The organism is Nonomuraea mangrovi, from assembly GCF_042681425.1.
In the GTDB taxonomy this organism is placed as follows: domain Bacteria; phylum Actinomycetota; class Actinomycetes; order Streptosporangiales; family Streptosporangiaceae; genus Nonomuraea; species Nonomuraea mangrovi.
Map to the genome: position 1 here is coordinate 19,692 of NZ_JBHUFV010000105.1, position 18,130 is coordinate 37,821.

The following is an 18,130-nucleotide window of genomic DNA, read 5'->3' on the forward strand; positions in this document are numbered from 1 at the left end:
CGACAATTCAGCGGCGGCCGATGGACAGCACAGGCCCCGTCCTGTCGGTGAAGAAGTCGTCGCCCTTGTCGTCGACGACGATGAAGGCGGGGAAGTCCTCCACCTCGATCTTCCACACCGCCTCCATGCCCAGCTCCGGGTACTCCAGGACCTCGACCTTCTTGATGCAGTCCTGGGCCAGGCGCGCGGCGGGTCCGCCGATGGAGCCGAGATAGAAGCCGCCGTACTTCTGGCAGGCCTCGGTGACCTGCTTGGACCGGTTGCCCTTGGCCAGCATGACCATGGATCCGCCCTCGGCCTGGAAGCGCTCGACGTAGGAGTCCATGCGGCCGGCGGTCGTGGGTCCGAAGGAGCCGGACGCGTAGCCTGTGGGGGTCTTCGCGGGGCCCGCGTAGTAGACGGCGTGGTCCTTCAGGTAGGCGGGCATCTCCCCGCCGGCGTCGAGCAGCTCGGCGATCTTGGCGTGCGCGATGTCGCGGGCCACCACCAGCGGACCGGTGAGCGACAGGCGCGTCTTGACCGGGAACCTGGTCAACTCGGCGAGGATGTCGCGCATCGGACGGTTGAGGTCGATCTTCACGACGTCGTCGGACAGGTGCTCGTCGGTCGTCTCGGGCAGGAAACGGGCGGGATCGGTCTCCAGCTTCTCCAGGAAGACGCCCTCGGGCGTGATCTTGGCGAGCGCCTGCCTGTCGGCCGAGCACGAGACGGCGATGGCCACAGGACACGAGGCACCGTGCCTCGGCAGGCGGATCACGCGGACGTCGTGGCAGAAGTACTTGCCGCCGAACTGGGCGCCGATGCCCAGTTTCTGCGTCAGCTCGAACACCTTCTGCTCCATCTCCACGTCACGGAATCCGTGGCCGGAGGCCGAGCCCTCGGTCGGGATGGAGTCGAGGTAGCGGGCGCTGGCGTACTTGGCGGTCTTCAGCGCGTACTCGGCGCTGGTGCCGCCGATGACCACCGCCAGGTGGTACGGCGGGCACGCTGCGGTGCCGAGCGAGCGGATCTTCTCCTCGAGGAAGGCCAGCATGCGCTTCTCGTTCAGGACCGCCTTGGTCTCCTGGTAGAGGAACGACTTGTTGGCCGAGCCGCCGCCCTTGGCCATGAACAGCAGCTTGTACTCGTCGGGGTGCCCGTGGGGGTCCTCGGCGTACAGCTCGATCTGGGCGGGCAGGTTGTTGCCCGTGTTCTTCTCCTCCCACATGGTGAGCGGAGCCATCTGCGAGTAGCGCAGGTTGAGCTTGGTGTAGGCGTCGTAGACGCCGCGCGAGATCGCCTCGGCGTCGGCGCCGTCGGTCAGCACGTGACGGCCGCGCTTGCCCATGACGATCGCGGTGCCGGTGTCCTGGCACATGGGCAGCACGCCGCCGGCGGAGATGGAGGCGTTCTTGAGCAGGTCGAGCGCGACGAACCTGTCGTTGCCGCTCGACTCGGGGTCGTCGACGATCTTCCGCAGCTGGGCCAGGTGGCTCGCGCGCAGGAAGTGGGAGATGTCGTGGACGGCGGTCTCGGTGAGCAGCCGCAACGCCTCCGGGTCGACCTCCAGGAAGTTGCGTCCCGCAGCCTCGACCTTCCGCACCCCCTCGCTGGTGATCAGCCGATACTCGGTGTCGTCGTCGCCAAGCGGAAGCAGGTCGGTGTAGTCGAACTCGGGCATGTCCCTCGATCCTTTCGGTCCTCCTAGAGGGTACGGCTTGACGAACGCCAGGCAGAACCGCAGGTCGAACCGAGCGATTTTTCCGATTCATGGGGTTATGGAGGTGTCCCTGTGGGGTCGTTCGGACGAACCCTTAGAGAGGAGGACGTCATGGAACTGCCCATCTTTTTCGTGCTCGGATTCGCGCTCCTCGTCGTGGGGTTGCTCGGCCTCGCGGTCGTCGCCATCGTGCTGACGGGCATCAAGAGCGGCCAGTGGCCGGTGCAGGAACACCAGCCACATCGCCGGATCTGGCACCGCTGAGCCCGACGACGATACCCGCGATGACCAGCGCCGCCCCCGTAAGGTCGGCCGCGCTCGGCACCGCGATGCCGAGCGCGAGCCCCGTGACGATGGCACCGACCGGGATCAGCCCCGCGAACAGGCCCGCCGTGCCGGGGCCGAGCTTGGGCAACGAGGAGTACCACAGGAAGAAGGCGATCGTCGTCACGACCACCGCGAGGTAGGCGAAGCCGAGCCCCTCGGCCAGGGTGGGGACGCGCAGCATGGCCGAGCCCTCCACCGACAGCCCGATCACGGCCAGCAGGGGCACCGCCATCGCCGTCGAGTAGGCGGAGACGCGCATCGCGCCGAGCTTGGGCAGGAGGGGGATGGCCAGCATGGAGAAGCTGACCTCCCCCACGAGCGCGCCCAGGGACCACAGCAGCCCCGGCAGGTCGCCGCTGCCGAGGCCCGCGGCGAGGATGGCGCCCGCGACGACGACTCCCGCCCCCACCAGCAGTCTCGGGGCGGGCCGCCCGCTCATCAGGGCCAGAACGAGGGGTACGGTGCCCAGCACCGTGCCGGGAAGGGCGGGGCCCGCGTGCCTGGTGGCCTCGATGACGCACACGTTGAAGATGACCAGGCCGAGCACCGAGAGCCCGGCGAGCAGCAGCGTCTCCCTGGCGGTGAGCCGGACGAAGCGGAGCCCCGCCATGCGCGTGACGAGGAGCAGGATGACCGCCGCGGCCAGGTACCGGACGGCCTGCCCGCCGTACACGGGATAGTCCTGGATCACCCCCGACACCCCCGCGAGGGTGCCGACAAGGAACATGGCGGAGGCCGCCCCGATGACGCCGTTTCTCATGTACGGCATGCTAGGAATCGAATGGTTCGCCCAGACAGTCCAATGATGTGGCGAAAGAGGGGACCAATTGGCCGACCTCCATATCCCGATAAATCGTGATCGAGGGGCGATCGCCGGGCAGATCGCGGGTCACCTGCGCGAGTCGATCAGGCAGGGCAGGCTCGAGCCGGGCACCAGGCTGCCAGCCAGCAGGGACCTGGCGGGCGATCTCAGCGTCTCCAGGGGCGTGGTCGTCGAGGCCTACGAGCAACTGGTCGCCGAGGGCTTCCTGCTGGCCAAGGTCGGCGCCGGCACCGTGGTCGCGCCGATGGCGCGCAGGGAGCCCGAGCCGGTCCCAGCGCGCGAGTGCGCGCCCTACTACGGGCACCGGCCCACCTCGCCCGACCTGAGCGGCTTCCCCCGCGAACGCTGGCTGGCGGCGCTCAAGCACGTGCTGACCACCGTGCCGAGCGACGCCTTCGACTACTGCGACCCCGGCGGGGTCATCGAGCTGCGCGAGGAACTGGCGAGCTATCTCAAGCGGGTCCGCGCCGCCGACGTCAGCCCCGACAACCTGGTGATCGTCGGCGGGGTCGCCCAGGGGCTGAGCCTGATCCTGCACGTGCTGCGGAGTCCCAGGCTCGGCGTCGAGGATCCGACGAGCCACCGCCAGGTCCCGCTGCTGAGGAGAACGGGCGCGGAGCTGGTGCCGATCCCCGTCGACGAGGAGGGGCTCGACGTCGGCGCCCTGGACGGGGTCGACACCGTGCTCGTCACGCCCGCGCACCAGTATCCGACGGGCGTCGTGCTGTCGCCCGCGCGCAGAGCCGCGCTGATGGAGTGGGGCGGCCTGGTGCTGGAGGACGACTACGACGCCGAGTTCAGGTTCGACCGCGACCCCGTGGGCTGCCTGCAGGGACTCGCGCCCGACCGGGTGATCCTGTCGGGAAGCGTCAGCAAGTCCCTGGCTCCGGGGCTCAGGCTGGGCTGGCTCGCGGCCCCGCCCGACCTGGCCGATGCCGTACGGCGGGCCAGGGGCGAGTTCGACCTGGGCTCTCCCGTCATCGAGCAGTACGCCCTGGCCCACTTCCTGCGCTCGGGCGGCTACGACCGCAACCTGCGCAGGATGCGCAGGGAGTACAGGAGGCGCCGCGACGCCCTGGTCAGAGCGCTGGCCGAGCACCTGCCCGAGGTAAGCGTCCGCGGCATCGAGGCCGGCCTGCACGCCTACATCGACCTGCCCGAGTCGTGGGACGAGCGGGAGGCGGCGGCAGCGGCCGAGGCCGAGGGGCTGTCCGCGGAACCCGTCGGGCCGATGCGCTTCGCCGAGGGGCCGCCCGCGATCGTCGTCGGGTTCGCCCGCCTGCCCGCCCACCACGCCCCCGACGTGGTCAGACGGCTAAAGGTAAGAATGTCTGGACAAAGAAAGGGATAGAAGGTTAGAAAGGGATCCCCGACTCCTTGGAGGCGTCATGCGTGTCGGTCTGCTTGGTTTAGGCAGGATCGGAGCTTTTCATGCCGAAACCCTGACCGCGCACCCGCTGGTGGACGACCTGATCGTGTGGGATCCGGTGCGCAGCTCCCCCTACGGGAGGGAGGGCGACCCGTTCGAGGCCGACGCGCTGGTCATCGCCACGCCCACGAGCACCCACGCCGACCTGTTGATCAAGGCGTGCCGGCTCGGGATTCCGGTGTTCTGCGAGAAACCGGTCGCTCCCACGGTGGAGGAGACGCTGAAGGTGCTCAAGGCGAGCGCCGGCAACAGGGTGCAGATCGGCTTCCAACGCCGCTTCGACCCCGGCTACGTCGCCGCGGCCGAAGCGCTGCGCGCGGGTGAGCTCGGCGACCTGCACAGGGTCCACCTGCTGACCGCCGACCCCGCGCCCCCGCCCGCCGAGTACATCCCGATGTCAGGGGGAATCTACAGGGACTGCCACATCCACGACTTCGACATCCTGCGCTGGGTGACGGGCCGGGAGGTGGCGACCGTCTACGCCACGGGCGCCAACAGAGGCGCGGACTTCTTCAAGGAGGCAGGAGACGTGGACACCAGCGCGGCCCTGCTCACGCTCGACGACGGCACCCTGGTCACCCTCCAGGGCTCCAGGTACAACGGCGCGGGCTACGACGTCCGGATGGAGCTGGCGGGCACCCGCCGCACCCAGGTCGTCGGCCTCGACCCGCGGGCCCCGCTGACCAGCGCGGAGGGTCTGCAGCCGCCCGGGGAGCCGTGGCCCGACTTCGTCACCCGGTTCAGGGCCGCCTACGTGGCGGAGATCGACGGCTTCCTCACCGGTGACACGAGCCCCTGCACCATCGAGGACGCGCTCGCCGCTCTCTACATCGCGGAAGCCGCGGAGAGGTCACGCAGGGAAGGCCGTGTCGTCGCCGTCAAGGAGGTCAGCCGATGAAGATCGCCGGAGCACCGATCTCGTGGGGCGTGTGCGAGGTGCCCGGCTGGGGTCACCAGCTGGACCGTGAGCGGGTGCTCGCCGAGATGCGCTCGCTCGGGCTCACCGCCACCGAGCTCGGCCCCGAGGGCTTCCTGCCGCCCTCGCCCACGCACAGGAGGGCCTTGCTGGAGGAGTACGGCCTGCGGGCCGTCGGCGGGTTCCTGCCCTGCGTGCTGCACGAGCCGGGCCACGACCCGCTGCCGGGGATGCGTGCCCGCATGCGCGACTTCGCCGAGGGCGACGTCGAGGTCATGGTGCTGGCCGCCGACAGCGGTGCCGACGGCTACGACCAGCGGCCTGAACTCGACGCCACGGGGTGGAAGACGCTGCTGGAGAACCTGGACAGGATCACCGCCGAAGGACGCGACTTCGGCCGTAAGGTGACCCTCCATCCGCACGTCGGGACCATGGTCGAGACGCGGGAGGACGTCGAGAGAGTCGTGGACGGCTCGGCCGTGCCGCTGTGCCTGGACACCGGGCACCTGCTGATCGGCGGCACCGACCCCCTGGAGCTGACCAGAAGGGATCCGGGCCGGATCGCGCACGTCCACCTCAAGGACGTCGACACCACGCTGGCGGCGCGGGTCGCCGACGGCGGGCTCACCTACACGGAGGCGGTGACGCTCGGGATCTACCGTCCGCTCGGGCAGGGGGACGTCGACATCGCCGGCATCGTGGCGGCGCTGGACAAGAGCGGCTACGAAGGCTGGTACGTCATGGAACAGGACGTGGTGCTCTCGGACGACGGCGACGACCCGCTGGACGGGGTCCGGCAGAGCATCGCCTACCTGGAAGGCCTCGCATGATCGACGTCCTGACGATGGGACGGGTCGGGGTGGATGTGTATCCCCTTCAGATCGGCGTTTCGCTGCGGGAGGTCGAGACCTTCGGCAAGTACCTGGGCGGCTCGCCGACGAACGTCGCGGTCGCCGCCTCGAGGCTCGGCGAACGCGCCGCGGTGATCACCAGGACGGGCGCCGATCCGTTCGGCGCCTTCGTCCACGACGCGCTGCGCTCCTACGGCGTGGACGACTCGTTCGTGACGGAGGTGGACGGCCTGCCGACGCCCGTGACGTTCTGCGAGATCCGGCCTCCCGAGGATTTCCCGCTGTACTTCTACCGGTTTCCCAAGGCTCCCGACCTGGTGATCCATCCTGAGGAGCTGCCGTTCGACGCGCTCGCCGACGCCAGGCTGTTCTGGGCGACGGTCACAGGGTTGTCGGAGGAGCCCTCGCGGTCCGCTCACTTCGCCGCGTGGGAGGCGCGAGGGCGCAAGAGCCACACGGTGCTCGACCTGGACTACCGGCCGATGTTCTGGAGCTCGGCCCAGGACGCCGCGCACCAGGTGCGCAGGGCGCTCGGGCACGTCACCGTGGCCGTGGGCAACGTGGACGAGGTCGAGGTGGCGACCGGGACGCGGGAGCCGTACAAGGCGGGCCGGATCCTGCTCGAGGCGGGCGTCGAGCTCGCGGTGATCAAGCGCGGGAGCGCGGGCGTGGTGGGCATGACCGCCACCGAGAGCGTCGAGGTCCCGCCCGTCGAGGTCGAGGTCGTCAACGGGCTCGGCGCGGGCGACGCCTTCGGCGGCGCCCTCTGCCACGGGCTGCTCGCGGGCTGGCCGCTGGATCGGACGCTGCGCTTCGCCAACACGGCGGGCGCGATCGTGGCGGGGCGGCTGGCCTGCGCCCCCGCGATGCCCACCGTCGAGGAGGTGCTCGCGCATGGGTGACTACCGGCAGATCCAGGAGATCAGGGCCCGCCATCCCGAGCAGGTCGCGCAGGCGGCCGCGGTCCGCAGGCGCAGGCCGCTGCTCGGCGAACGTGACCAGCTCATGATCATCGCCGCCGACCATCCCGCGCGCGGCGCGCTCGGCGTCGGCGGCAGGCCGCTGGCCATGGGCAGCCGCGTCGAGCTGCTCGACCGCCTGCGCACCGCGCTCGCAAGACCGGGCGTGGACGGCCTGCTGGCCACCCCCGACATCGTCGAGGACCTGCTGCTGCTCGGCGAGCTCGACGACAAGGTGGTCATCGGTTCGATGAACCGCGGCGGCATCCAGGGCGCGGTGTTCGAGTTCGACGACAGATTCACCGCCTACGACACGGCCTCGATCGTGCGCATGCGGCTCGACGGCGGCAAGATGCTGTGCAGGATCGCCATCGACGAGCCAGGCACCGCGGCCACGCTGTCCGCCTGCTCCCAGGCGGTCAGCGAGCTGGCAGGGGAGGGACTCGTGGCCATGGTCGAGCCGTTCTGGTCGCGGCGCTCGGGTCACGACCTGACCCCCGAGGGCGTCATCAGGGCGATCAACGTCGGCCAGGCGCTCGGCACCACCTCGGCCCGCACCTGGCTGAAGATCCCCGTCGTCGAGGACATGGAGCGCGTCATGCGGGCGACCACGCTGCCGACGCTGCTGCTCGGCGGCGACCCGGGCGACACCCCCGACCTGGCGTACGCGGCGTGGCGCAAGGCTCTGCGGCTGCCCGGCGTGCGCGGGCTCGTGGTCGGCCGCGCCCTGCTCTACCCGCCCGACGACGACGTCGCCGCCGCCGTCGACACCGCCGTCGCGATGCTGGAGGTCTCATGACGTTCATCCCGGCAGGCAGCACCGCTCGCTCGCCGTGGGCACTGGAGATCACCCCGGAGTCGGCCGGATGGACCTACTCGGGGCTGCGCACGCTGAACCTGTCGGGGGAGACCGTCTCCTTCACGACGGGTTCGGAGGAGATGCTGGTGCTGCCGCTGTCCGGTTCGTGCATGGTGGAGGCCGACGGCGTCCGGCTGGCCCTCGAAGGACGGCGCTCCGTCTTCGCCTCCGTCACCGACTTCGCCTACCTGCCCATCAACGCCGAGGTCAGGATCGGCGGCGAGGGCAGGTTCGCGCTGCCGTCCGCGGTCGCCACCCGGCGTTTCCCCGTCCGGTACGGCCCCGCCGAGAAGGTCCCTGTCGAGATCCGGGGCGCGGGACAGGCCTCCCGCCAGGTCAACAACTTCTGCGCCCCCGACGCCTTCGAGTGCGACAAGCTCGTCTCCGTCGAGGTGCTCACGCCCGAGGGCAACTGGTCGTCCTACCCTCCGCACAAGCACGACACCGCCTCCGAGCACGAGGCGGTGCTGGAAGAGATCTACTACTTCGAGGGCGGCCCCGGCTACCAGCGCGTCTACGGCGGGCACGAGGTGATGGCCGAGGTGTCGTCGGGCGACGTGGTGCTGGTGCCGCGCGGCTACCACGGCCCGTCGATGGCGCCGCCCGGTTACGACCTCTACTACCTCAACGTGCTGGCGGGCCCCGCGCAGGAGCGCTCGATGGCCTTCTGCGACGACCCCCGTCATGCCTGGATCCGCGGCACGTGGGAGCAGCAGCAGGTCGATCCCAGGCTGCCGTTCGGGAGGAACAGATGAGACTTACGGTGGCCCAGGCGCTGGTGCGCTTCCTGGCCCAGCAGTACTCCGAGCGTGACGGCGTCGAGCACCGGCTGATCGAGGGCTGTTTCGGGATCTTCGGCCATGGCAACGTGGCGGGGATCGGCCAGGCCCTGGCCACGCAGGACGTCGCGCTGCCGTACTATCTGGCCCGCAACGAGCAGGCGATGGTCCACACGGCCGTCGGGTTCGCCAGGATGCGTGACAGGATGTCGACCTTCGCCTGCACGTCCTCCATCGGCCCCGGCGCGACGAACATGGTCACGGGCGCGGCCCTGGCCACCATCAACCGCATCCCCGTGCTGCTGCTGCCCGGCGACATCTTCGCCACCAGGGTCGCCAACCCGGTACTCCAGGAGCTCGAAGATCCGCGCTCCCTCGACGTCAGCGTGAACGACGCGTTCAGGCCGGTCTCGCGCTACTTCGACCGGATCAACAGGCCCGAGCAGCTTCCCTCCGCGCTCATGCAGGCCATGCGGGTGCTCACCGACCCCGCCGAGACCGGCGCGGTCACCCTCGCACTGCCCCAGGACGTGCAGGCCGAGGCCTACGACTGGCCCGACGAGCTCTTCGAGCGGCGGGTCTGGCACGTGGCGCGCCCCGCGCCTGAGCCTGCCGCGCTGTCCCGTGCGGCCGAGGTGCTGCGCTCCTCCTCGCGCCCGCTCATCGTCGCCGGCGGCGGCGTGATCTACAGCGGCGCGACCGACGCGCTGCGCGCCTTCGCCGCCGGTTACGGCGTGCCCGTGGCCGAGACGCAGGCGGGCAAGGGCGCGATGCCGTGGGACTCGCCGCTGGCCGTCGGCGCCGTCGGGCACACCGGTACGGCGGCCGCCAACGAACTGGCCCGCACGGCCGACCTCGTCATCGGCATCGGAACCCGGTACACCGACTTCACCACGGCCTCACGGACGCTGTTCGGCGAAGCCCGCTTCCTCAACGTCAACGTGACCTCGTTCGACGCGGCCAAGAACGGCGCGGTCATGCTCGTCGCCGACGCCCGCTCCGCCCTCGAGTCGCTGACCGTGCCCGGCTGGCGGGCCGACCCCGAGTGGACCAGCCGGGCGGGCTCGCTGGCCTCCGCCTGGTGGTCCTCGATCAGCGCGGACGCCTCGCTCACCCAGGAGGCGGTGCTGGAGGAGCTGTGGGAGGCCATGCACCCGACCGACGTCGTGGTGAACGCGGCGGGCTCGATGCCCGGCGACCTCCACAGGCTGTGGAGGCCGCGCGACGTGAAGGGCTACCACGTCGAGTACGGCTACTCCTGCATGGGCTACGAGATCGCGGGCGGGCTCGGCGTCAAGCTCGCGGCGCCATCGCGTGAGGTCTTCGTCCTGGTCGGCGACGGGTCGTACCTGATGATGGCGCAGGAGATCGCCACGGCTGTCCAGGAGGAGGTGAAGCTCGTCATCGTCCTGGTGGACAACCACGGCTTCGCCTCCATCGGCAACCTGTCGGAGTCCGTCGGGGCGAGGCGGCTCGGCACCGCCTATCGCATGCGGGGGCCTTCGGGGCGGCTCGACGGGGCCTACCTGCCGGTCGACCTGGCGGCCAACGCGGCCAGCCTGGGCGCCGACGTGCTCAGGGCCGACGACCGGGAGTCGCTGCGGGCGGCGCTGGTGAAGGCGCGGGAGGCGGCCAGGACGACGGTGGTGTACGTGGAGACCCTCCCAGGGGGGTCGGCGCCTCCGTCGGGGGCGTGGTGGGACGTGCCGGTCGCCGACGAGCCCGGCGAGATCCGTGACCGCTACATGGAGGCCAAACGCCACCAGCGCCCCTACCTGTGACCCGGCCACCGGAAGGGACCCGCGCCGGTCCCTTCCGGCCCTCGTCACCGTCAGGCCGTGGGCTGCGGTTGGGGGCGCGGTTCGAAGCCCCGAGCCAGCACCACGATCACCCCCGCCAGCAGCAGCGGCGCCCCGAACGCCACCCGCATGTCCGTGGAGTCGGCGATGCCGCCCACCAGCGCCGCCCCCACGATGAAGCCGACGTAGTTGAACAGGTTGACCCGGGCGATCGCCACCCCGGTCCCGGCCGGATCCAACCGTCCCGCCGCGGAGAACGACTGCGGCGCCACCACGGCGAGCCCCATCCCCGTGAGCCCGAACGCCACGATCGCCAAGGGCTGGGAGGGCGCGAACACCACTCCGGCGAACCCGAGCGTCGCGATCACGCCGCCGATGCGCACGATCGCCGCCGGGCCGTACCGCCGCACCGTGAGGTCGCCGCCGAGCCGTACGAGGAGGGTGGCCGCCTGGTAGGCCCCGTACGCCAGCGGCGCGACGCTGGCGCTCGCCGACAGGATGTTCTCCATGAAGACGCCGTGGAAGTTGGAGACGGCGGCGTCCCCGACGTACAGGAAGCCCATCGCGAGGCAGAGAGGGATGATCGGCCCCCATCGGACGCGGCCCGACACGGCCTTGGCCTCCGCCGGGACCTTCTCCTCGACGATCGTGCACAGGTGCGGCGCGGCCAGGAGCGAGCCCGCGACGGCGAGGGCCATCGGGATGGCCATCATCACGGGAAGCGTGAGGCCGAGCCCGTTGGCCAGCGACACCCACAGCGCCCCTGCCAGGCTGGTCGCGCTCCAGGCCGCGTGGAAGCCGTTGAGCACCGCCCTGCCGTAGAGCCGCTCGACGGCCACGCCCTGCATGTTCATGCCCGCGTCGACGGCGCCGACCGCCAGCCCGAACAGGACCAGTGCGGCCACCAGCTGCGGGACGTCGGCGGCGAGCCCGGCGGCGACCACGGACACGGCCACCGCGGGCTGTGCCAGCCGCAGCAGCCATTTGCTGCCCTTGCGCGCGGCGAGGGTGCCGGCCATGACGCTGCCCGCCCCTGCCAGCACGGGGACCACGAGCAGGAGTAGGGTGAGGTCGCCTTCGCTGAGACCGTGCTTGTTCTGCAGGGCTGCGACCTGGGTCAGGAGCGTCGCGAAGCTGAGACCCTGCACGGCGAAGACCGCGAACGTGGCCATTCTGGCCGAGCGGTGACGCACGGATACCTCCCTGCTCGGGGGGAAACATGAGGCTGCGTCAGGTTAGTCCCCGGCTCGTCCTCTTCGCTAGATCCCCGTCGATCGGTGGCGCGTTCTCCATACGCTCGAAAGCCAATCGGTCGGTAGGTTTTTGGCCATTTCGTGATCCTGTTAGGGTGTGCGGGTGCGGCGACGGGGATATGCGTCAGGCGAGGCGAGGCGCGAGCGGATCCTCGCCCTCGCTCTCCAGGAGTTCGCGGAGCACGGCTATCGCGGCGCCTCGCTCGCCAGGATCGCCGAGCGCGCCGAGCTCACGCAGGCGGGGCTGCTCCACCACTTCAAGAGCAAGGAACTGCTGCTCGTCGCCGTCCTGGAGTACCGCGACGAGGTCGACGCGCGCCGGTTCGACCTGGAGAAGGCGGGCGGGGTGGCGGCGCTGCGGGCGCTGGCCGACGTGGTCGACTACAACTCCAGGGTTCCCGGGCTGGTCCAGCTCTTCTCGGTGATCAGCGGGGAGGCTGTCACGGCCGACCATCCGGGTCACGCGTGGGCGCGGGCCCGCTATCGGCGGCTACGGCAGGCCCTGGCCGACGCGTTGCGGCGAGCGGCCGACAGCGGCGAGTTCCGCGCCGACCTCGACGCGGAGGCGCACGCGGACCGGGTGATCGCCATGATGGACGGCCTGCAGACGCAGTGGCTGATCGACCCCGAACAGGTGGACATGGCGACGCTCTTCAGAGGTTACGTCGACGACCTGATCGAGAGCCTGAAACCCGCCTGACCCCTACCCGCGGGCCTCGGTGGCGCGCCCCGCCGTGACATCGGCGGTCCTGAGGGGCGCCGGGCCGTTCGACACCGCCCTTGAGGCCGCCCACACTCCCAGTGCGATCAGCGCGCCCACCTCGGTGACCGCCAGTCCCCGCTCGACGAGGCCGAGCGGCATCACCCGCCACCATGCCATGCCGTTGCTGTTGCCGATCGCGATCATCGTCGCGATGCCCGCCACCCACAGCAGCGACGCGCCGCCCAGGAGGAACGCGGCCAGCGCGGCCCGAGGGCGCCTGCGCCAGGTCCGCGCGATCAGCATCGCCGCCACGGGCAGGCACAGGAACGCGACGAAACTGCCCACGCGATGGATGCTGCCGCTCACGCTGGGGCCCACCGACCAGTCGTGCTTCGGGAACCACGCCACCACCAGCAGGCCCAGGCTCCAGCCCGCGAGCGCGACCAGGCCGAGCGCGCCCGCCAGTCGTCTGCGCAGCAGCGACACCCCGATCGCCAGGGACCCCACGGCCAGCAGCGCCACCCCGAGGCCGAAGATCCAGCCCTGGTCGCCGAGCCCGTGCTCGCTGATCGTCCGGCGGAGCGGGTTGATCTCCCCGAGGTAGGCGACGTCCAGCCCGACGATGACGACGGCGCCCGCCGCCACGGCGGCCAGTCCTGCTCGTGCGGGTCCGTGCACGTCCGCTCCTTTCGGGGGTTGTGCCGGTTCCAACGGACGGGGATCGTGATCGATTCCCTCTACTTGAACTCTCAAGAAAGTCTCGCTAAGTTCCATGAGAGTTCAAGTAATTGAGGAGAGATCATGAACATCGATGGCGACCTTGACGTGACCCGCATCGGGTACGGCGCGATGCGCCTGGCGGACCCGGCCATCTGGCAAGGACCGGCTGACCGCCGGAGCGCCTTGTCGGTGCTCAGGCGCGCGGTCGAGCTGGGCGTGAACTTCGTCGACACCTCCGACGCCTACTCTCTGGGCGCCAACGAGGAGCTGATCGCCGAGGCCCTGCACCCCTATGCCGACGACCTCGTGATCGCCACGAAGGCCGGTGTGACCAGGCCGACCCCCGAGGCGTGGGTACCGCTCGGCAGGCCCGAGTACCTGAAGCAGCAGGCCGAGCTGAGCCTGCGCCGCCTGCGCCTCGACCGGATCGACCTGTTCTACCTCCACCGTGTCGACCCCCAGGTGCCGCTCGCCGACCAGATCGGGGCGCTGGCCGAGCTCCGGCAGGAGGGCAAGATCCGGCACATCGGCCTGTCGGAGGTGAGCGTCGGCCAGCTCGCCGAGGCCACCGCGATCGCGCCCATCGCGGCCGTGCAGAACATGTACAACCTGGCCACCCGCGAGCACGAGGACGTGGTCGACTACGCGGAGAAGGAGGGCATCGCGTTCGTGCCGTTCTTCCCGATCGCCACCGGCGACCACGCCCGCCCCGACAGCCCGCTGGCCGCGATCGCCTCCGCGGCGGGCGCCACTCCGGCGCAGGTGGCGCTGGCCTGGCTGCTGCGCCGGTCCTCCACGATGGTCCCGATCCCCGGGACGTCGTCGGTCGCGCACCTGGAGGAGAACGTCGGGGCCCTGCGGGTGACCCTGACCGACGCCCAGTACGACGAGCTCTCCACCCTCACCTGACCCCCACCCTCGAATGCGGTCCCACTCCGGGGGCGGGGGCTTCGGGCGGGCGGGTCTTCAGGACAGGGCGCGGTTGACGAGGGTGTCACTCAGCTCGCGCAGGCGGCGCCTGGCTTCGCGATGGTGCGCGAGGCGCGTGCGCCCTGCTCTCCCTGACCCCGTCGAAGTAACGCCCCGTCTCCCCGGCCGACTCGTCGATCAGCCGCATGGTCGCGTCGGCGCCCTCCGCGACGTCGCTCAGCACGGGCGCCCCCGCCTCGCGCACCATCGCGGTGTCCATGTACGTCGCGGGGTGGAGGGCGTTGACCGTCACCCGGTCGGCCAGGTCGAACGTGAACGCGATCTGCGCCAGCTTGCTCTGGCTGTAGGCGCGCTGCCTGCCGTACCCGCTGGTGATCATGGGGTCGTCGAAGTCGATGGGCTCCTTGCCGAGGTCGCCCCCGTGATGAGGATGGTGCGCATCAGGCCTTCAGCCCCCTTCCGCCGTCGACGATGAGAACGCTACTCGTCACGAAGGAGTTGCCCACCACGTAGGCGATCCCTGAGGCGTCAGTCGATCAGGCGGGCACGCATCTTCCAGACCGCCAGCGCCCACACGAGTACGGCATAGGCCACGAGCACCGCCGTATGCCCGAGATCGTCGAAGCCCAGCCGGCCGAACACCGCTCCGCGCACCAACTCGACGCAGTGGTAGAGCGGGTTGAGCTGGGCCACCGTCGCCACCCATGAGGGCAGCTGCGTCACGGGGAAGAACGTGCCCGCCACCATGAACATCGGGGTGAGAGCGCCGGTGATGACGTAGTCGAAGGTGTTGATCGACGGCACGATCGCCGACACCCACACCCCGAACAGCGCGAACACCAGCCCGGTCAGGAACCCGATGAACGGCACGAGCAGCATGCCCCAGCTCGGGTCGAGGCCGAAGGCGATGCCGACCAGCATGGGCGCGCAGCCGTACACGCCGGCCTTGACGGCCAGCCACGACGCCTCGGCCGTCACCAGCTCCCTGACATCGACGGGCGCGGCCAGCATCGCGTCGTAGGTGTGCTGGAACGTGCGGCGGATGAAGGTGTTGAACATGCCGCCGAAGGCCCCGATGAACAGCACCGCCGTCGCCACGACACCGGTCGCGACGAAGTCCCTGTAGTCGTAGCCGTAGAGCGCGCCGACCACGGACCCGAAGCCGTAGCCGAACGCCAGCAGGTAGATGGTCGGCTCGGTCATGGCGGCGAACGAGGTCGAGGCCCAGTAGCGGCGGTAGAGGGCCAGCTCGCGCCGCCAGACGGCCCGCACGGGCGCGAACTCCATCATTCGACCGCCTCTCCCGTCAGCACGACGAAGACGTCCTCCAGGTTCGCGGGGCGCCTGACGTTGGGGACGCCCAGCGCGTCCTCCAGCGAGCGGGGCAGCTGGTCGGCCTTCAGCAGGGAGATGGAAGGGCCCGTCCTGCGGGTCGGGACGCCGGCGGCGGCGGCCAGCGCGGCGATCTCGGCCTGGCGCTGCTGCGATGCGTAGTGCTCGGCGACCTCGGCGCCGGCGTGCTCCTTGATCAGCTCCTCGGGTGACCCCCTGGCCACGATGCGGCCGTGGGACATCAGCGCGCAGTCGTCTGCCAGCCGTTCGGCCTCCTCGATGTAGTGGGTGGACATCAGCGTCGTGACGCCCTCCTCGCGCAGCCGTACGACCAGTGACCACAGCTCCTGGCGGACCTGCGGATCCAGGCCCACGGTCGGCTCGTCGAGCAGCACCAGCCTGGGCTGGTGGACCAGGCCGCGGGCGATCAGCAGCCGCCTGCGCATGCCGCCGGACAGGTTGACGGTGCGGGTGGCGGCCCTGTCGGTGAGCTGGGCGATCTTCAGAGCCCTGTCGACGGCGGCACGCCGCTCCTGGCGGGGGACGCGGTAGAGGTGGGCGAACACCTCCAGGTTCTCCCTGGCGGTGAGCTCCTCGTCGAGGTTGTCGAGCTGCGGGACCACGCCCATGAGCGCCCTCGCCCGTTTCGACTCCTCTGGCAGGCGCAGGCCGAGCACCTGGATCTCGCCCTCGTCGGCCAGGGACTGGGCGGTGAGCAGGCGCATCGTGGTGGACTTGCCTGCGCCGTTGGGGCCCAGGAGACCGAGGCAGATGCCCTCGGGGACCTCCAGGTCGAGACCGTCCACGGCGGTCACGTCGGGGTAGCGTTTGGTCACACCGTGCAACACGATCGCGTGCATAGACGCCACGATAGGCAACGCCACCGACAGAATCCCGGGACCGACGGCATGGACAGGGCGTCGGGAACACCTTGGGGCGGCGTCGGCGGCCGGGCGCGGTTATGGTCGATGGTGTGAACGAGCGTTGGCTTCCCCGCCTGCAGGAGGTCGGTGAGCGGCTGGCCGAGGAGATCGTCTCGGCGCGGCGGCCGAAACCGGCCGAAGGACCGCAACCACACGAGCTCCGCGCATCCGACGCCGACCGCGACAGGGTGGCGCAGGTGCTGAACGAGGCGGTCGCCGACGGGCGGCTCGGCATGGACGAGTTCGAGGACCGTCTGACCGCCCTCTACAACGCGCGCACGCTGGGGGAGCTGGCACGGTTGACCGCCGACCTGCTGCCCGCCGACGAGCAACCGTTCAGGCTGGACGGGCGGCCCGTGTCCGCGATCTTCAAGCAGGAGCAGCGCGAGGGGCGATGGGTGGTGCCCGCCGAGCTGCCCGTCACGGCCATGTTCGGGACGACCAAGCTCGACCTGCGGGACGCGATCATGCAGAACCGGCGGGTGGTGATCAACGCGACGCTGATGTTCGGCGGGCTGGAGATCCACGTGCCGGAGGGGGTCGAGGTCATCCGGGTGTCGAAGGACAAGACGGTACGGCTGACGCGGGAGCAGGCCGACCCCGACTGCCCGGTGATCGAGGTGCGGACGTCGAACTTCCTGGGAGAGGTCAAGGTCAAGGAGCCTCCCAAGCGGAAGCGCCGCCGCTGACGTGCTGCGCCGCCGGCCCCTGGTTCGAGGCCGACGGCGCGCGGACGTATGGTTCAGCCCGCCGTGTCGAAGTTGATCGCGCTGTACGCGCGCAGCTTCCACAGCTGGTGCTCGCTCTCCACCTTGCGGATCGTGCCGGACCGCCCCCGCATGACCAGCGAGCTCGTCACCGCGACCCCGCCGCGGAAGCGGACACCGCTCATCAGCTCGCCCTGCGTGATCCCGGACGCGGCGAAGAACACGTCGTCCGAGGTGACCAGGTCGTTCGTGGTCAGCACCCTGTTCAGGTCGTGCCCGGCGTCGAGGGCCCGCTGCCGCTCGGCCTCGTCCTGCGGCCAGAGCTTGCCCTGGATGACCCCGCCCAGGCACTTGATCGCGCACGCGGCGATGACGCCCTCCGGCGTGCCGCCGATGCCGAGCATCAGGTCGACGCCCGTGCCCGCGCGGGCGGCCATGATCGCACCGGCCACGTCGCCGTCGGTGATGAACTTGATCCGCGCCCCGGTCTCCCTGATCTCCTTGACGATCTGCTCGTGACGGGGCCGGTCGAGGATGACGACCGTGACATCGGCGGAGGAGCAGCCCTTCGCCCTGGCCACGGCTCTGACGTTGTCGGCGACGGGCGCGTTGATGTCCACCACGTCGGCCGCCTCAGGCCCGGTGACCAGCTTCTCCATGTAGAAAACGGCGGACGGGTCGTACATCGAGCCGCGCGAGCTCACCGCGATCACCGAGATCGCGTCGGGCATGCCGAGCGCCGTCAGCCTGGTCCCGTCGATCGGGTCGACGGCCACGTCGCACTCGGGGCCGCTGCCGTCACCGACGTGCTCGCCGTTGAACAGCATGGGCGCGTGGTCCTTCTCGCCCTCGCCGATCACGACCACGCCGTTCATCGACACCGTGCTGATGAGCTGGCGCATCGCGTTGACCGCGGCTCCGTCGGCGCCGTTCTTGTCGCCACGGCCGACCCACCGGGCCGCGGCCATCGCGGCCGCCTCGGTGACCCTGACCAGTTCCAGCGCCAAGTTGCGGTCGGGTGCGTGCTCGCCCGTGGCAAGGGCAGGAGGAACGGACGTCTCGGACATGGTGATGAGCCTCCTCGTGGGACAACTGACTCGATCGTAGTTGCCCCTCCATGC

General features: G+C 70.4%; 19 protein-coding genes. 11 read left to right on the forward strand and 8 right to left on the reverse strand.

Translation table 11 applies throughout. From position 1 onward, the window contains the following. Positions 1–7: 7 nt before the first annotated feature. On the reverse strand, positions 8–1,660 hold the full coding sequence (locus tag ACFSKW_RS52565; RefSeq protein WP_379583045.1) for a fumarate hydratase: 1,653 nt from the start codon (positions 1,658–1,660) through the stop codon (positions 8–10). A 150-nt stretch (positions 1,661–1,810) separates the two neighbouring features. Between ACFSKW_RS52565 and ACFSKW_RS52570 the strand changes: the two genes are divergently transcribed. Then, positions 1,811–1,963: a hypothetical protein gene (locus ACFSKW_RS52570; protein ID WP_379583047.1), complete on the forward strand. Its 153-nt coding sequence runs from the start codon at positions 1,811–1,813 to the stop codon at positions 1,961–1,963. Here the strand turns inward: ACFSKW_RS52570 and ACFSKW_RS52575 are convergent. After that, complete coding sequence (locus ACFSKW_RS52575) at positions 1,902–2,786, reverse strand: DMT family transporter (RefSeq protein WP_379583049.1); 885 nt, start codon at positions 2,784–2,786, stop codon at positions 1,902–1,904. The genes ACFSKW_RS52570 and ACFSKW_RS52575 overlap by 62 nt on opposite strands. Positions 2,787–2,853: 67 nt before the next feature. On the opposite strand from ACFSKW_RS52575, the gene pdxR reads away from it, so the two are divergent. From pdxR to iolD, 7 genes are read left to right on the forward strand one after another with little or no spacing between them, the layout of a single operon-like run. Further along, the gene (gene pdxR / locus ACFSKW_RS52580) at positions 2,854–4,200 is read left to right on the forward strand and encodes a MocR-like pyridoxine biosynthesis transcription factor PdxR (RefSeq protein ID WP_379583051.1); all 1,347 of its coding nucleotides are present in this window, start codon (positions 2,854–2,856) and stop codon (positions 4,198–4,200) included. A gap of 37 nt (positions 4,201–4,237) precedes the next feature. Continuing rightward, entirely contained in the window at positions 4,238–5,176 is a 939-nt protein-coding gene (locus ACFSKW_RS52585; protein WP_379583053.1) for a Gfo/Idh/MocA family protein, read from the forward strand. Next, positions 5,173–6,024, forward strand: a complete 852-nt coding sequence (locus ACFSKW_RS52590; RefSeq protein WP_379583055.1) for a TIM barrel protein — start codon at positions 5,173–5,175, stop codon at positions 6,022–6,024. The genes ACFSKW_RS52585 and ACFSKW_RS52590 overlap by 4 nt, the downstream gene beginning before the upstream one ends. Further along, entirely contained in the window at positions 6,021–6,947 is a 927-nt protein-coding gene (iolC, locus tag ACFSKW_RS52595; protein WP_379583057.1) for a 5-dehydro-2-deoxygluconokinase, read from the forward strand. The genes ACFSKW_RS52590 and iolC overlap by 4 nt, the downstream gene beginning before the upstream one ends. Then, entirely contained in the window at positions 6,940–7,803 is an 864-nt protein-coding gene (locus ACFSKW_RS52600; protein WP_379583059.1) for a Cgl0159 family (beta/alpha)8-fold protein, read from the forward strand. Before iolC ends, ACFSKW_RS52600 begins: the two co-directional genes overlap by 8 nt. Then, positions 7,800–8,618, forward strand: coding sequence for a 5-deoxy-glucuronate isomerase (iolB, locus tag ACFSKW_RS52605; RefSeq protein WP_379583061.1), 819 nt, complete (start codon positions 7,800–7,802; stop codon positions 8,616–8,618). Before ACFSKW_RS52600 ends, iolB begins: the two co-directional genes overlap by 4 nt. After that, the gene (gene iolD / locus ACFSKW_RS52610) at positions 8,615–10,423 is read left to right on the forward strand and encodes a 3D-(3,5/4)-trihydroxycyclohexane-1,2-dione acylhydrolase (decyclizing) (protein ID WP_379583063.1); all 1,809 of its coding nucleotides are present in this window, start codon (positions 8,615–8,617) and stop codon (positions 10,421–10,423) included. Before iolB ends, iolD begins: the two co-directional genes overlap by 4 nt. A 50-nt stretch (positions 10,424–10,473) precedes the next feature. Here iolD and ACFSKW_RS52615 read toward each other — a convergent pair whose 3' ends face one another. Beyond that, complete coding sequence (locus tag ACFSKW_RS52615; RefSeq protein WP_379583065.1) at positions 10,474–11,634, reverse strand: MFS transporter; 1,161 nt, start codon at positions 11,632–11,634, stop codon at positions 10,474–10,476. Positions 11,635–11,797: 163 nt separating this feature from the next. Between ACFSKW_RS52615 and ACFSKW_RS52620 the strand changes: the two genes are divergently transcribed. Next, positions 11,798–12,394 (forward strand): TetR/AcrR family transcriptional regulator, encoded by a 597-nt coding sequence (locus ACFSKW_RS52620; protein WP_379583067.1) that lies wholly within the window; start codon positions 11,798–11,800, stop codon positions 12,392–12,394. Positions 12,395–12,397: 3 nt separating this feature from the next. Here ACFSKW_RS52620 and ACFSKW_RS52625 read toward each other — a convergent pair whose 3' ends face one another. Then, entirely contained in the window at positions 12,398–13,075 is a 678-nt protein-coding gene (locus ACFSKW_RS52625; RefSeq protein WP_379583069.1) for a DUF998 domain-containing protein, read from the reverse strand. A gap of 123 nt (positions 13,076–13,198) precedes the next feature. On the opposite strand from ACFSKW_RS52625, the gene ACFSKW_RS52630 reads away from it, so the two are divergent. After that, positions 13,199–14,026, forward strand: a complete 828-nt coding sequence (locus tag ACFSKW_RS52630) for an aldo/keto reductase (RefSeq protein ID WP_379583071.1) — start codon at positions 13,199–13,201, stop codon at positions 14,024–14,026. Between the two features lie 85 nt (positions 14,027–14,111). On the opposite strand, the gene ACFSKW_RS52635 is transcribed toward ACFSKW_RS52630, so the two are convergent. From ACFSKW_RS52635 to ACFSKW_RS52645, 3 genes are all read right to left on the reverse strand, one after another. Beyond that, on the reverse strand, positions 14,112–14,426 hold the full coding sequence (locus ACFSKW_RS52635) for a Rossmann-fold NAD(P)-binding domain-containing protein (protein ID WP_379583073.1): 315 nt from the start codon (positions 14,424–14,426) through the stop codon (positions 14,112–14,114). Positions 14,427–14,575: 149 nt separating this feature from the next. Further along, the gene (locus ACFSKW_RS52640) at positions 14,576–15,337 is read right to left on the reverse strand and encodes an ABC transporter permease (protein WP_379583074.1); all 762 of its coding nucleotides are present in this window, start codon (positions 15,335–15,337) and stop codon (positions 14,576–14,578) included. Continuing rightward, a complete protein-coding gene (locus tag ACFSKW_RS52645; protein WP_379583076.1) occupies positions 15,334–16,239 on the reverse strand; it encodes an ABC transporter ATP-binding protein in 906 nt (301 codons plus the stop codon). The genes ACFSKW_RS52640 and ACFSKW_RS52645 overlap by 4 nt, the downstream gene beginning before the upstream one ends. 113 nt (positions 16,240–16,352) lie before the next feature. Here ACFSKW_RS52645 and ACFSKW_RS52650 point away from each other — a divergent pair, with 113 nt between their 5' ends. After that, on the forward strand, positions 16,353–16,991 hold the full coding sequence (locus tag ACFSKW_RS52650) for a DUF1707 SHOCT-like domain-containing protein (RefSeq protein WP_379583077.1): 639 nt from the start codon (positions 16,353–16,355) through the stop codon (positions 16,989–16,991). A gap of 53 nt (positions 16,992–17,044) precedes the next feature. On the opposite strand, the gene glpX is transcribed toward ACFSKW_RS52650, so the two are convergent. Beyond that, the gene (glpX, locus tag ACFSKW_RS52655) at positions 17,045–18,076 is read right to left on the reverse strand and encodes a class II fructose-bisphosphatase (protein WP_379583079.1); all 1,032 of its coding nucleotides are present in this window, start codon (positions 18,074–18,076) and stop codon (positions 17,045–17,047) included. Positions 18,077–18,130: the final 54 nt, after the last annotated feature.

Bases quoted from the DNA above. Each gene is read 5' to 3' on its own strand.
- ACFSKW_RS52565 (WP_379583045.1), bottom strand. From the start codon at position 1,660: ATGCCCGAGTTCGACTACACCGACCTGCTTCCGCTTGGCGACGACGAC.
- ACFSKW_RS52570 (WP_379583047.1), top strand. From the start codon at position 1,811: ATGGAACTGCCCATCTTTTTCGTGCTCGGATTCGCGCTCCTCGTCGTG.
- ACFSKW_RS52575 (WP_379583049.1), bottom strand. From the start codon at position 2,786: ATGAGAAACGGCGTCATCGGGGCGGCCTCCGCCATGTTCCTTGTCGGC.
- ACFSKW_RS52585 (WP_379583053.1), top strand. From the start codon at position 4,238: ATGCGTGTCGGTCTGCTTGGTTTAGGCAGGATCGGAGCTTTTCATGCC.
- ACFSKW_RS52590 (WP_379583055.1), top strand. From the start codon at position 5,173: ATGAAGATCGCCGGAGCACCGATCTCGTGGGGCGTGTGCGAGGTGCCC.
- iolC (WP_379583057.1), top strand. From the start codon at position 6,021: ATGATCGACGTCCTGACGATGGGACGGGTCGGGGTGGATGTGTATCCC.
- ACFSKW_RS52600 (WP_379583059.1), top strand. From the start codon at position 6,940: ATGGGTGACTACCGGCAGATCCAGGAGATCAGGGCCCGCCATCCCGAG.
- iolB (WP_379583061.1), top strand. From the start codon at position 7,800: ATGACGTTCATCCCGGCAGGCAGCACCGCTCGCTCGCCGTGGGCACTG.
- iolD (WP_379583063.1), top strand. From the start codon at position 8,615: ATGAGACTTACGGTGGCCCAGGCGCTGGTGCGCTTCCTGGCCCAGCAG.
- ACFSKW_RS52630 (WP_379583071.1), top strand. From the start codon at position 13,199: ATGAACATCGATGGCGACCTTGACGTGACCCGCATCGGGTACGGCGCG.
- ACFSKW_RS52635 (WP_379583073.1), bottom strand. From the start codon at position 14,426: ATGATCACCAGCGGGTACGGCAGGCAGCGCGCCTACAGCCAGAGCAAG.
- ACFSKW_RS52640 (WP_379583074.1), bottom strand. From the start codon at position 15,337: ATGATGGAGTTCGCGCCCGTGCGGGCCGTCTGGCGGCGCGAGCTGGCC.
- ACFSKW_RS52645 (WP_379583076.1), bottom strand. From the start codon at position 16,239: ATGCACGCGATCGTGTTGCACGGTGTGACCAAACGCTACCCCGACGTG.
- glpX (WP_379583079.1), bottom strand. From the start codon at position 18,076: ATGTCCGAGACGTCCGTTCCTCCTGCCCTTGCCACGGGCGAGCACGCA.